Origin of the sequence: Dyella caseinilytica (assembly GCF_016865235.1) — a bacterium.
GTDB lineage: Bacteria > Pseudomonadota > Gammaproteobacteria > Xanthomonadales > Rhodanobacteraceae > Dyella_B > Dyella_B caseinilytica.
The window spans coordinates 4,335,632-4,348,336 of sequence record NZ_CP064030.1 but is presented as its reverse complement, the minus strand read 5'-3'; the positions used below and the strand labels follow the sequence as shown (position 1 = coordinate 4,348,336).

The window sequence follows — 12,705 nt, the reverse complement described above, 5'->3', positions numbered from 1 at the left end:
GGGTGACGAAACCGTCAAGGAATCGTCACGCGCTTTGTGCCGGTGATCGCTTTGCTGCGTTGCGATGCGTCGATTTCTTAACTTTAACTTTAGCTTTCCATCTTCGACTGCAGGTAACGCTCTGCGCCAATGTCTTTGACGAGGCTGAGCTGGGTCTCCAGCCAGTCGATGTGTTCTTCTTCGTCGTGAAGAATGTTCTTGAACAGATCGCGCGAAACGTAATCGGCAACGCCTTCGCAATGCGCGATGGCCTGACGCAGATCCTTGGTGGCAGCCAATTCAAGGTCGAGATCGCCCTGAACGCATTCGAGCACGTTCTCGCCGATGCGCAGCTTGCCAAGGTGCTGCAGATTGGGCAGGCCTTCCAAGAACAGGATGCGCTCGATCAGATGATCGGCGTGCTTCATCTCGTCGATGGATTCCTTGTACTCGTGCTCGGCCAGTTCCTGATAACCCCAGTTCTTGAACATGCGGTAATGCAAGAAATACTGATTGATGGCGGTCAGTTCGTTGTAGAGCACCTTGTTGAGGAACTCGATGACCTTGGCGTCGCCCTTCATGGCTGCTCTCCGTACGTTGGCTGAGGGAGAACTATACGGATTCTTTGCCGGACATGGCGGCAATACGAACCGTTCGCACATATGAAAACGCCACCGGTTTGCGCCGGCGGCGTTTCAGCTAAAACGGATGATCAGCGATCAGGCTGCGACCAGGATAGGGAGATCCAGCGCGACCTGTGCAACGGCTGCATCCAGCGTCGAGCGGGCTTCGGCTTCACAGCAGCCGCAGCAGTCCGAACAGCCGGTGCGCGATTGCAATTCGGCGAAGTGACGAACACCGTCCGCCGCGGCGCGGCGGATATCGTGATCGGTAATGGCGTTGCACAGGCAAATGTACATGCCGCGTATTTTCAACGCGAATGCGAATGATTGTCAACAAGTATTCGATTGGGCGTCCGCGCGCCCGTTCAGGCAGCCTGCTGCTTGCCCCGGCTACGGGGCTGGGGCTTCGGACCCAGCTCGATGCTGAGCATGGTTTCCACTAGCGGCGCAAAATGGCGCAGGGCCCGGTGATACACGTCCCGCTTGAAATTGACCACATGGGCTGCTGGATACCAGAAATCTACCCAGCGCCACAGGTCGAATTCCGGCTTCTCGCAGGCGTCCAGCCGCAGGGCATCCTCGCCGCCAACCAGCTTCAGCAGGAACCAGACCTGCTTCTGGCCGATGCAAGTAGGTTGCTGGTGATGGCGGATATAGCGACTGGGCAGCTTGTAGCGCAGCCAGCCACGGGTGCTGGCCAGCACCTCGACATGCTCGGGGGAGAGGCCGGTCTCTTCCTCCAGCTCCCGGTACATGGCTTCCAGCGGCGTCTCGTCACTGCGCATGCCACCTTGGGGGAACTGCCAGCCGTCGCGATGAATGCGGCGCGCCCAGAACAGCCGGCCGTCTGCATTCAGCAGAACAATGCCAACATTCGGACGGTAGCCATCAACGTCGATCATCCAGCCTCCTCGGGCCATGTCGGCGCTGTTCGCTTGGCGTACGACGCGTGTGACCCGGGATCGATTCAACCACAGCCTACAAAGGCGGAGCAAGCCAACCACTTGAACCGCAAGGGCGACGCGATTAAACTGCCGCGCCCCGCCTGAATCCAACCGAACCGGTTCTCTCCAGGCGGCGGACGCACCCCATGGCTATGTAGCTCAGCCGGTTAGAGCACAGCACTCATAATGCTGGGGTCGGTGGTTCGAGTCCACCCATAGCCACCATATATATCCTTCCTCAAGCGCCATTCCGCGCAGCACACGAAACTCGGTAATTCCAGGGGTTTCGGTGTTCGGACAACGCGATTCGCTCGCGTGCGTCGAAATTTTTCCCTCTTGACTCAACCCGGCAGCGGCTCGGCCATGGGGCGACGTGCGCTGAGTGCGGCGCCAGCTGAGGCGGCAATGATGGCCGCGACGGCCAGCCACTGCAGCGCGCTCAATCGTTCGCCCAGGAATGTCGCGCCGGCCAGCGCCGCAATCGCCGGTTCCAGGCTTAGCAGCACGCTGAAGCTGCGTGCCGGCAGGCGGGTCAATGCGACCATCTCAAGTGAATACGGCAACACCGAGCTAAGAAACGCGACACCGAGTCCCAGTGGCAGCAGTGCGGGTGAAAACAGCGCGGTGCCAGCGTGTGCGACGCCTGCCGGCACGGCGACCAGTGCGCCGATGGCGATACCAAGCGTCACCGCATCCGAGCCATAAGCTGTGCCGGCTTTCTGACCAAACAGGATGTACAACGCCCAACCCACGCCGGCGGCGAGTGCGTACATTACGCCTGTCGGATCAAGTGCGTGGGCTTCGCCACGTAGCGGCAGCAGTAGAAGCAGCCCGATCACCGCCAGCGCGATCCATGCGAAGTCCAGTGCCCGTCTCGAACTGAACAGGGCAATCGCCAACGGTCCGGTAAATTCCAGTGCCACCGCAATGCCGAGCGGAATGGTTCGCAACGACATGTAGAACACCAGGTTCATCGCGCCAATGGATAGTCCGTAACCCCACAGTGCGCGCCAGTCGCCACTGCTGCGCGCGGTACGCCAGGGTCGCCGTACCAGCAGCATGATCAATGCGCCGAGGCCAAGCCGGAACGCGGTGGCGCCCTGCGCGCCGACAAGCGGAAACAGTTGTTTGGCTATGGCTGCACCGCATTGATAGGACGCCATGCTCACCAGCAACGCACAGACGGCGAGTAGCAAGGGAGCGAAAGAGGGGCGTGGCGGCATAGGACGTCCGTGAACCGGTGAAGGCAACCAGAGGTGGTCATGATGCCGACACCTCGCAGAAAAAGCCGCTTTCTTTCGCAATGCTGCTGACATGGGACGACAACAGACTTTCGTCACGCGGCATAGAGCGAAGGATGTTCCAGTCTAGCCTTTCATATCGTGATCGTTTCGGGCGCGCTGGATGTTTATCTCGAACACCGGTGCAGCGAGCAAGGACTTGATTTACTTTGCTCTCGCCTCGAAGTAGCGACCGTATGTTGACCGGCCGCTATAACGGATTGCAGTGCGTGAGTGCGGAAAAATCCAGACACGTGCGCGAAGCATGCGAACTCAAGCACTTTCCGGGGGTGTATGCCTATGGCGACACCCACGAAGATCTGGACATGCTCGGCATGGCCAGCAAGAAACTCTGCCGCTGGCAGGAAAGGGATTGGCGGGCCTGTGCATGACACGCCTTTGTCATCAAATATCGTCGCTGCGGCGACTCGGGCAGATAGTCCCAACAGTCATCAGGCCATGACATCCACCTTGTTAATCTGCGAGGTGGCACCCCGCGCCAAAAGGATTATGCTGATTGACCTGTCACTTGGACCCCGCGCGCCGCGCTTTACGACAGGGCGACCGCGTGCCGGCCTCAGGTGCGGGCACGGTCATGAGCATGGTCTTCCGGATGCTGATCACTTGCCGAATTTTGACGTTGCTGCGAGCGACTCCTTGGGTCGTGCGACCCAGCTGGATAACTCGTCTCATTTGACTTTAGGAGTACTGCAATGGAGCACCCAACCCGCACGCTCAATGGGCTCGGCCAGAGCCTTTGGCTGGATAACATCACTCGAAGCATGCTGGGGGACGGCACCTTGCTCGGTTATCGCGAGCAGAAGAACGTTACCGGCCTGACTTCCAACCCGACCATCTTTGCCCAGGCCATCAAGGGTGGTAAGGACTATGACGCGTCGATCCGCGCGGCGGGTCAGGTGGCGTCGGAAACGGTGTTCTTCGGCCTTGCCATCGATGACCTGCGCCGTGCCGCGGCTATCTTCGAGCCGGTCTATCAACACACGCACGGTGTGGACGGCTGGGTCTCGCTGGAAGTCTCGCCGCTGCTGGCCGATGACACCTCGCGCACCATCGAGCAGGCCGTGGCGCTGCATAAGCAAGCGGCCGTGCACAACCTGTTCATCAAGGTGCCGGGCACGCCGGCTGGCATTGGTGCAATCGAGGAACTGATCTTCCGCGGCGTGCCGATCAACGTCACCCTGCTGTTCTCGCCGGAGCAATACCAGGCGGCAGCCGATGCGTGGCTGCGAGGCCTGGAGCGTCGCCACGCCGCGGGTCTGGATTTGGATGTGGCCTCGGTGGCCTCGGTATTCATCAGCCGCTGGGATGTGAAGGTGGTCGACAAGGTGCCGGCCGAATTGCATAACAAGCTCGGTTTCGCGGTGTGCGGCCAGATCTACGCCAAGTATCGCCAGTTGCTCGATTCGCCTCGCCTGCAGCGCCTGCAGAACGCCGGCGCGCGCGTACAGCGCCTGTTGTGGGCGAGCACAGGCACCAAGGATCCGAAGGCGAGCGACGTGCTCTACATCGAAAACCTGATCGCGCCGCTCACCGTCAACACCATGCCGGAGAAGACGCTGCTCGCGTTCGCCGATCACGGCAAGGCCGAGCACCTGATGGCGCTCAATGATCCGAGCATCGCCAGCACGTTGGCACGTTTCGAGGCCGCTGGCATCCAAGTAGAAGCGCTGGCCAAGACCTTGCAGGAGGAAGGTGCCGAAGCCTTCGTGAAATCCTGGCGTGAGTTGCTGGATACCATCAGCGAGCGCATGGGGGCGACTGCATGAGTGCATTGCGCGAGAAAGCAGCGTGGCGCGCGCTGGAAGCCCATCAACCTGAACTGGATAAACAACATCTGCGTGATCTCTTCGCAGCCGATCCCGGTCGTGCGGAACGCTATCGCGCGGATGCCGCGGGCTGGAAGTTCGATTACTCGCGTCACCGCGTCAACGATCAGACGCTGGAGCATTTGTTCGCGCTCGCACGCGAATGCGGTGTAGAAGCTCGGCGCGATGCCATGTTCGCCGGTGAAAAAGTCAATGTCACCGAGCAACGTGCAGCGCTGCATATCGCCTTGCGTGCGCCAGCGCGCAAGGTCATCAAGGTAGATGGCGTCAACGTTGTGCCGGAAGTGCACGGCGTGCTCAAGCGCATGGCTACGCTTGCGAATGCCATTCGCGAAGGGCGCTGGCTTGGCTTCAGCGGCAGGCCGATCCGCAACATCGTCAATGTTGGCATCGGTGGCTCCGATCTGGGTCCTGTGATGGCGTATGAGGCGCTGCGCCATTACAGCGATCGCAAGCTGCAGTTGCGTTTTGTTTCCAATGTCGATTACACCGATTTTGCCGAAGCGGTGCACGACCTTCGTCCTGATGAAACGCTGTTTATCATCGCTTCCAAAACGTTCACTACGCTGGAGACGATGACCAACGCGCACAGTGCGCGTGACTGGCTGATGGCTGCGGCAGGTGGCGACAAGAAGGCCGTCGCCAAGCATTTCGTTGCGCTCTCCACCAACGAGAAAGCGGTGGAAGACTTCGGCATTTCCACCGACCAGATGTACGGCTTCTGGGACTGGGTCGGCGGACGTTACTCGATGGATTCGTCGATCGGCCTGTCCACCATGATAGCGATCGGTCCCGATGCATTCGCTGAGATGCTTGCTGGCTTCCATGCGATGGACGAGCATTTCCGCACCGCACCGCTGGAACGCAATCTGCCGGTGATCATGGGCTTGCTCGGTGTGTGGTACACCGATTTCTTCAACGCAGAAACGCAGGCGGTGCTGCCGTACGAGCAATACCTCAAGCGCTTTCCGGCGTACTTGCAACAGCTCACGATGGAATCGAACGGCAAGCACGTCACCCTGGAGGGTCGCACGGTCGATTACCAGACTGGCCCGGTTTACTGGGGCGAGCCGGGTACCAACGGACAGCATTCGTTCTACCAGCTCATCCATCAGGGCACACGACTGATTCCGTGTGATTTCGTCGGTTTTGCGCAGTCGCTGAATCCGTCGGGCCGCCATCACGATCTGCTGATCGCGAATGTGATCGCGCAGGCCGAAGCGCTCGCTTTCGGCAAGACACTGCAACAGGTGAAAGATGAAGGTATCAGTGACGAGCTGGCGCCGCATCGCGTGTTCGAAGGCAACCGTCCTTCCACTCTCCTGCTGGCTGACCGCCTGACGCCGGCCGCGCTGGGTAGCCTGATCGCACTCTACGAACACAGCGTGTTCACGCAAGCCGCGATCTGGAACATCAATCCTTTCGACCAATGGGGCGTGGAGCTGGGCAAGCAGCTTGCTCTGCGCGTAGTGGATGAAATCGAGTCGCCACGCAAGCCGCTCAATCATGACAGCGCAACCAACGCCACGATTGCTTGGTATCGCAAGGCGCGCCGCAAGACGACTGCGGAGGGTGCAGTATCGACGCCGGCTGCTACATCACCGCAGCGCGTGCTGGTGATCGATATCGGCGGCAGCCACGTCAAGGCAATGATCAGCGGTAATGCGCGCGAGGTGGAGATCAAATCGGATCGCACACTCACGCCGGAAACCATGATCAAGCAATTGCGTCCCGCCATTCGCGGCTGGAAGTACGATGCAGTGAGCATCGGCTATCCCGGCCCGCTGCTGCACGATCGCATTGCGCGTGATCCGTACAACCTCGGCAAAGGCTGGGTGGGTTTCGATTTCGCCAAAGCGTTCGGTCGCCCGGTGAAGATCATCAACGATGCGGCGATGCAGGCGCTGGGTAGTTACGAAGGCGGCCGCATGCTGTTCCTCGGTCTGGGTACCGGACTCGGTACGGCCTTTATCGTCGACGGCATCATCGAGCCGATGGAGCTGGCGCATCTGCCCTACAAGAAGGGCACGTTTGAAGACTACGTGGGTTCGCGCGGTCTCAAGCAGCTCGGCAAGAAGAAATGGCACGCCCATGTGTTCGATGTGGTCGGACAGCTCCAGGCAGCACTGGAGCCAGATTACGTCGTGCTGGGCGGCGGCAACGTGCGGCACCTTGAGACGCTGCCCGAGGGCGTGCGCCGCGGTGACAACCATAATGCCTTCGCTGGCGGATTCCGTTTGTGGGAGAACAAAACATGAGTGCAGGAAAGGCACAAAAACTGCAGTTGGGCTTTGTCGGTCTCGGACGCATGGGGCTGAATATGGTTCGCCGCATGCAGCAGGCCGGCATCGATTGCGTGGTGTTCGACACGAACCTCGATGCACGTAAAGAAGCCGCCAGCTACGGCGCGACCGCAGCGCAATCCATCCAGGATCTGGCAGATAAGCTCGAAGGGCCGCGCGCGGTGTGGTTGATGCTACCGACGGCGGTGGTCGATGCGGTGCTCGATCAGCTCGTTCCGCTTTTGTCGGCAGGCGATACCGTCATCGACGGCGGCAATTCGCACTATGTCGAAGATCTGCGACGAGCTGGCGAGCTGAGCAAGCATCAGATCATGTATGTGGATGTCGGTGTTAGCGGCGGTGTTTGGGGTCGCGAGCGTGGTTATTGCCAGATGATCGGCGGCCCTGAAGAAGCCTATAAGCGGTTGGAGCCGGCGTTTGCCGCGCTGGCGCCGGGCTTCGAGGCAGCGCCACGTACGGAAGGCCGTAGTGGCGAACCGTCGCCCGCGGAAAAGGGTTATCTGTATTGCGGCCCGAGCGGCGCCGGCCATTTTGTGAAGATGGTTCACAATGGCATTGAGTACGGTCTGATGGCTGCGTACGCCGAAGGCCTCAACGTGCTCAAGAGTGCCAATGCAGGCAAGCAGAAACGCACTGCTGATGCGGAGACATCGCCACTGGAACATCCGGAGCGCTATCAATACGACTTCCCTGTGGGTGATGTCGTCGAGCTGTGGCGCCGCGGCAGTGTGGTGGGTTCGTGGTTGCTGGATCTTACGGCCATCGAACTCGGTCGCGATCCTTCGCTGAAGGATTACACCGGCCGCGTATCCGATTCCGGCGAGGGACGCTGGACAGCGCAAGCTGCGATCGACGAAGGCGTGCCGGTGCCGGTGCTCACCGCGGCATTGTTCGGGCGCTTCACCTCGCAGGGCAATGAGCTTTACGCGAACAAGGTCATGTCCGCCATGCGTCATGCGTTCGGTGGCCATCATGAGATCAAGACCGACAACAAGGATTGAGTCATGACTGCCACCACGCTTGTGATCCTGGGGGCCAGCGGCGATCTCACACAGCGCTTGCTGATGCCTGCGCTGTATCGGCTGCACACGCTCGGCCTGACGCCGGATCTGCGCATCGTCGGTTATGCCAAGGAACAGTGGAGTCGCGAGTATTTCGAGCGGCACATTCATAAGGCACTGCAGGCGTTCGCACCGGATTTCAAACCGGCGCACTGGAACCGCTTCCGCCGCCAACTCGACTATGTCGGCGGCGAACTGCAGGCCGATCAGGTCGCAGCGCTCAAGAGCAAATTGAGCCCGGCCACCATGTTCTATCTTGCATTGCCGCCGCCGTTGTTCGGTGTGGCGGCGAACGCGCTGGGTGAAGCAGGCTTTTCAAAAAATCCGCGCGGCGGTTGGCGTCGTCTGGTGGTGGAAAAGCCGTTTGGTACCGATCTGGCATCGGCCATGGCGCTGCGTGAGCAGATGCACACGTACTGGGAAGAAGAGCAGATCCTGCGCATCGATCATTTCCTCGGTAAGGAAACCACGCAGAACCTGATGGTGTTCCGTTTCGCCAATCGCTTCCTCGAGCCGATCTGGAATGCGCAACACGTCTCGCAAGTGCAGATCACCTATGCGGAAACACTGGGTGTTGAACAGCGCGCTGCGTACTACGACAAAGCGGGCGCGTTGCGCGACATGCTGCAAAATCATCTAATGCAGCTGTTCAGTCTTGCCGCGATGGAGCCGCCGTCCAGCTGGGATGCTGAAGTGCTGCGCGACCACAAGGTCGAGGTGTTGCGGTCGGTCGTTCCTATCACTGCCAAGACGGTGGATCAGCATGCTGTGCGTGGGCAATACCGCGCGGGCAAATTGGGACGCAAGAAACTCATTGGTTACCGCAGCGAGCCCGGCGTGAAGCGCGGGTCCGATACGGAAACCTTTGCCGCGCTGCGGCTGGAAGTGGACAACTGGCGCTGGCGTGGTGTGCCGTTCTACTTGCGTAGCGGTAAACGCCTGGCCAGCAATTACTCCGAGATCGCGGTGCAGTTTCGTGAAGTGCCGGGGCCGATTCCGCATGCCGTTCATGCGGGCAATAACTGGATGATTTTCCGCATTCGGCCGGTCGAACAAATGGATCTGCTGGTGACCGCCAAGCAACCGGGCGTGAAGCTTGCCGGTCGCCCCGTCACGTTGACGGCGGCATACGCGACACCGGACGACCGCGAGTTTTCCGCTTATGAGCAGTTATTGATGGATGCGCTCGGTGGCGATCGCTCGAACTTCCTGCGTTTCGACGAAGTGGAGTGGGCGTGGAAGGTACTGACGCCCGTGCTGAAAGCGTGGGAGAAAGGCACGCCGGACTTTTATCCATCCGGTTCAGAAGGGCCGGAAACGCAGGCGCGCTTGCTCGATCCCGAGCATCACTGGCGCTCGATTGCGCTGGACGGCGACGGATGAGTTAAGCCATAGGCAGCGCCGTAGCGATCGCTGCGGCGTTGCAAGATGCGGCGGTACAATAGCCGCATGCATATCTTCAAAATATTCCAGATCGAAGCGGCGCATCGGCTGCCCAACGTGCCTGCCGGGCATAAGTGCGCGCGCCTGCATGGCCATTCTTTTCGCATCGAAATCCACCTGCGCGGCGAGCCCGATCCCAAGCTGGGATGGGTGATGGACTTCGCCGATGTGAAAACTGCTTTCGCGCCGCTTTACGATCAGCTCGATCATCACTACCTCAACGATATCGAGGGATTGGAAAACCCCACCAGCGAGATGCTGGCGCGCTGGATCTGGAAGCGGCTGGAGCCAACCCTCCCGGGGCTGGACAAGGTGGTGGTGCACGAAACCTGCACGTCCGGCGCCAGCTGCAGCAGGGATAGCTTTTGACGCGGTGCAAAATTAACCGAATTGTCACTAATAGTTTGTGTTTGTTGAAGATTTTGTGACATATCGGATTTTTAACAAAAAAGATATTGCACTGCACAAAATCCTTTGTTAGGCTTTGTCCCACTCTCCCATTCCCCTCGAGGGACAAAGCCATGACTCAGCAACTGAACACCCAGATTTTTGCTTATGCCAAGCAGCTGTCGGACAACGCGTTCAAGGCGCACGCCCTGACCATCAAAGGTCTGGAGCAGGTTGCCGAACTGCAGTTGGCTGCCCTGGAAAAGCAGGCTCAGGTCACTGCGGACTTCATCGCTCAGGCGGCCGAAGTGCGTGACATCGACGCGCTGCGTGGCCTGTGGGAAAAGGGTACGAGCGTGAGCCGTGAGCAGGCTGAGAATGCCGTCGCTGTGACCAAGGAAGTGGTCGCCGTGGCCCAGAAGACTGCCGAATCCCTCAATGCGCTCCTGCAAGAGCAGCAGAAGGCTGCCAACGAAGCCGTGGCTGCCCCAGTCGCCGCCATCAAGAAGGCTGCGGCTGCCGCTGCCAAGTAATCCATCGTCTTCCCGTATATCGCGACTCCCCTTGCGATATGCCTTAGGCCGGACCTTCGCGTCCGGCCTTTTTCTGTCCGCACCGCCCCCCGTGAGGCGGCGTGCCGCAGCTTGCTCGGCTTGCTGGCCCAAAAGTCACGCTGATATACTTTTCCGGATTGGATCGTGACCCGTGGCGTGGTTATGCCTGGTGCGAAACCGCGGGAACCTCACGTGCTCAACAGTCTTGCTTCCGGCCGACGTCTCGCCCTGCGATTGCTGCTATGGCAGCTATTCGTGGCGCTTGTTGTGGGCCTCGTTTTTGCGATGGTGGGACTTCGCGAAGCGATAGCGGCAGCAGCAGGAGCGGTGATTGTGGCGTTGGGTACCGCGCTGCTTTCAGTGAGGCTGTTCGGTCAGGTAGGCGACGGCGGCTTTGCGCTGGGGCGCTTCCTTACGGGCATGATCCTGAAATGGATAGTGATCATCGGGGGGATGATCGCGATCATGTTTCAATACAAATTGCCGCCGCTAGCCGCCATCACGGGGCTGGTGGTGGCTTACGCGGTTAATCTGCTGGCATTTAGGTTCAAGGGTTAAGAGATGGCAAGCGAGCCGCAGGGCGGTCTTACCGAATACATTCAGCACCACCTGAAGCATTTCAAGCCGGTGCAGATCAGCGAAGGCGGCTTCTGGTCGGTGCATATCGATTCGCTGACGGTCTCGCTGGTGCTGGGCGTGCTGTTCTGCCTGTGGTTCTGGGCCAAAGCGCGCAAGGCGACGTCCGGCGTGCCCAGCAAGGGCCAGGCGTTCGTCGAAATCGTGCTCGAATTTGTCGACGGTCAGGTCAAGGACGTTTTCCACGGTGATCGTCGCTTCCTCGGCCCGCTGGCGCTGACCGTGTTCGTCTGGGTATTCCTGATGAACGCGATGGACCTGTTGCCGGTCGATCTGTTGCCGATGATCACGCACCAATTTGGCGTCGGCCATTTCCGTGCCGTGCCGACCGCGGACCTGAACCTGACATTCGCGATGTCGCTCACGGTCTTCTTCCTGGTGATCTTCTACAGCTTCAAGGCAAAGGGGTTCGGCGGTTACATGCATGAACTCTTCACGGCGCCGTTCGGTGCGCATCCCTTGCTGTGGATTCCCAACTTCCTGTTGAACCTGGTCGAGTTGCTGTCCAAGCCGGTCAGCTTGGCGATGCGACTGTTCGGCAACATGTATGCCGGCGAGCTGGTGTTCATGCTGATCGCGGGGTTGTTCAGCGCTGGCAGCGTGCTGCTGTATGGCTTGGGCATCATTGGCTATACGGTGTGGGGCATCTTCCACATCCTGATCATCAGCATCCAGGCCTTCATCTTCATGGTGCTCACCATCGTGTACATCTCGATGGCTCACGATCACCATTGATTCATTCACTTTTGTCAGAACAAACTGCTTTTTATTTCTTGAGGAGAACACCGTGGAACTAGTTGCTCACATTGCCCAAGTCCAGGGCTTCACCGCCATCGCGCTCGGCCTGATCATCGGTTTCGGTGCGCTGGGCGCCTGTATCGGTATTGGCATCATGGGCTCGAAGTTCCTCGAAGCTGCTGCCCGTCAGCCTGAGCTGGTTCCGCTGCTGCAGGGCCGCATGTTCCTGCTGGCCGGTCTGATCGACGCGGCGTTCCTGATCGGCGTGGCGCTGGCGATGTACTTCGCCGTGGCGAACCCGCTGCTGGGCAACGTGATCAGCGCCGCGGCGGGTCATTAAGTTGCGGTCTGTGGCGCCGTTTCGTGCGGCGCCATTGTTCTGTTCGAGCGCTCAGGCGTTCATGCCCGTAACATTTTGCAAGTACAGGTAACGCAGCGATGGAATTCAATGCCACTCTGATCGGCGAAATGATCTCATTCGCCATCTTGATCTGGTTCTGCGTGCACTTCGTGTGGCCGCATCTCAGCAAGGCCATCGAAGAGCGTCAGCTCAAGATTGCTGAAGGCCTCAATGCCGCCGAGCGCGCGCATGCCGAATTGAAGGACGCCGACACGAAAGTGGCGGCCGAGATCAAGCAGGCTCGCCAACAGGCTACTGAGATCATCGATCGCGCCCAGCAGCAGGCCAACCAGATTCTGGACAAGGCCCGTGCTGACGCCGTCGTCGAGATCAACCGTCTGAAGGCGGCTGCACAGGACGATATCGCCTCAATGGCGCAGCGTGCCCGTGAAGATCTGCGTGAACGCGTCGGTGCACTGGCTGTTCAGGGTGCGTCGAAGATCGTGCAGCGTGAGATCGACCCGGCAACGCACAAAGCGCTGCTTGACCAGCTCGCCACCGAGATTTGAT

15 protein-coding genes and 1 tRNA gene are annotated in these 12,705 nt (G+C 59.6%); 12 read left to right on the top strand and 4 right to left on the bottom strand.

Translation table 11 applies throughout. From position 1 onward, the window contains the following. Nucleotides 1-89 precede the first annotated feature (89 nt). The 3 genes from bfr to ISN74_RS19175 all read right to left on the bottom strand — a co-directional run bounded on the left by bfr (nt 90) and on the right by ISN74_RS19175 (nt 1,504). Complete coding sequence (gene bfr, locus ISN74_RS19185) at nt 90-560, bottom strand: bacterioferritin (RefSeq protein ID WP_188795459.1); 471 nt, start codon at nt 558-560, stop codon at nt 90-92. A 138-nt stretch (nt 561-698) separates the two neighbouring features. Beyond that, complete coding sequence (locus ISN74_RS19180; RefSeq protein ID WP_188795457.1) at nt 699-899, bottom strand: (2Fe-2S)-binding protein; 201 nt, start codon at nt 897-899, stop codon at nt 699-701. A gap of 68 nt (nt 900-967) precedes the next feature. Further along, the gene (locus tag ISN74_RS19175) at nt 968-1,504 is read right to left on the bottom strand and encodes an RNA pyrophosphohydrolase (protein WP_188795455.1); all 537 of its coding nucleotides are present in this window, start codon (nt 1,502-1,504) and stop codon (nt 968-970) included. Nucleotides 1,505-1,694: 190 nt separating this feature from the next. Between ISN74_RS19175 and ISN74_RS19170 the strand changes: the two genes are divergently transcribed. Continuing rightward, nucleotides 1,695-1,771 (top strand) — tRNA-Met (locus ISN74_RS19170). A 116-nt stretch (nt 1,772-1,887) separates the two neighbouring features. Here the strand turns inward: ISN74_RS19170 and rhtA are convergent. Continuing rightward, complete coding sequence (rhtA, locus tag ISN74_RS19165) at nt 1,888-2,769, bottom strand: threonine/homoserine exporter RhtA (protein ID WP_188795453.1); 882 nt, start codon at nt 2,767-2,769, stop codon at nt 1,888-1,890. A 287-nt stretch (nt 2,770-3,056) separates the two neighbouring features. Between rhtA and ISN74_RS19160 the strand changes: the two genes are divergently transcribed. The 11 genes from ISN74_RS19160 (at nt 3,057) to ISN74_RS19110 (ending at nt 12,704) form a co-directional block, all read left to right on the top strand. Continuing rightward, nucleotides 3,057-3,218: a hypothetical protein gene (locus ISN74_RS19160; RefSeq protein ID WP_188795451.1), complete on the top strand. Its 162-nt coding sequence runs from the start codon at nt 3,057-3,059 to the stop codon at nt 3,216-3,218. Nucleotides 3,219-3,539: 321 nt separating this feature from the next. Continuing rightward, a complete protein-coding gene (gene tal / locus ISN74_RS19155) occupies nt 3,540-4,613 on the top strand; it encodes a transaldolase (RefSeq protein ID WP_188795450.1) in 1,074 nt (357 codons plus the stop codon). Further along, complete coding sequence (gene pgi, locus ISN74_RS19150; RefSeq protein ID WP_188795448.1) at nt 4,610-6,931, top strand: glucose-6-phosphate isomerase; 2,322 nt, start codon at nt 4,610-4,612, stop codon at nt 6,929-6,931. Before tal ends, pgi begins: the two co-directional genes overlap by 4 nt. Beyond that, a complete protein-coding gene (gene gnd, locus ISN74_RS19145) occupies nt 6,928-7,977 on the top strand; it encodes a phosphogluconate dehydrogenase (NAD(+)-dependent, decarboxylating) (RefSeq protein ID WP_229678858.1) in 1,050 nt (349 codons plus the stop codon). The genes pgi and gnd overlap by 4 nt, the downstream gene beginning before the upstream one ends. A 3-nt stretch (nt 7,978-7,980) precedes the next feature. Further along, on the top strand, nt 7,981-9,420 hold the full coding sequence (zwf, locus tag ISN74_RS19140; protein ID WP_188795446.1) for a glucose-6-phosphate dehydrogenase: 1,440 nt from the start codon (nt 7,981-7,983) through the stop codon (nt 9,418-9,420). Between the two features lie 66 nt (nt 9,421-9,486). Next, nucleotides 9,487-9,849 (top strand): 6-carboxytetrahydropterin synthase QueD, encoded by a 363-nt coding sequence (gene queD / locus ISN74_RS19135; RefSeq protein WP_188795444.1) that lies wholly within the window; start codon nt 9,487-9,489, stop codon nt 9,847-9,849. A 152-nt stretch (nt 9,850-10,001) separates the two neighbouring features. After that, a complete protein-coding gene (locus ISN74_RS19130; protein WP_188795442.1) occupies nt 10,002-10,400 on the top strand; it encodes a phasin family protein in 399 nt (132 codons plus the stop codon). A 213-nt stretch (nt 10,401-10,613) separates the two neighbouring features. Then, entirely contained in the window at nt 10,614-10,979 is a 366-nt protein-coding gene (locus tag ISN74_RS19125; protein WP_188795440.1) for a hypothetical protein, read from the top strand. Between the two features lie 3 nt (nt 10,980-10,982). Continuing rightward, nucleotides 10,983-11,792: a F0F1 ATP synthase subunit A gene (gene atpB / locus ISN74_RS19120; RefSeq protein ID WP_188795438.1), complete on the top strand. Its 810-nt coding sequence runs from the start codon at nt 10,983-10,985 to the stop codon at nt 11,790-11,792. Nucleotides 11,793-11,844: 52 nt separating this feature from the next. Next, nucleotides 11,845-12,135 (top strand): F0F1 ATP synthase subunit C, encoded by a 291-nt coding sequence (atpE, locus tag ISN74_RS19115; protein ID WP_188795436.1) that lies wholly within the window; start codon nt 11,845-11,847, stop codon nt 12,133-12,135. Nucleotides 12,136-12,233: 98 nt separating this feature from the next. After that, entirely contained in the window at nt 12,234-12,704 is a 471-nt protein-coding gene (locus ISN74_RS19110; RefSeq protein WP_188795434.1) for a F0F1 ATP synthase subunit B, read from the top strand. The last annotated feature ends 1 nt before the right edge of the window (nt 12,705 follow it).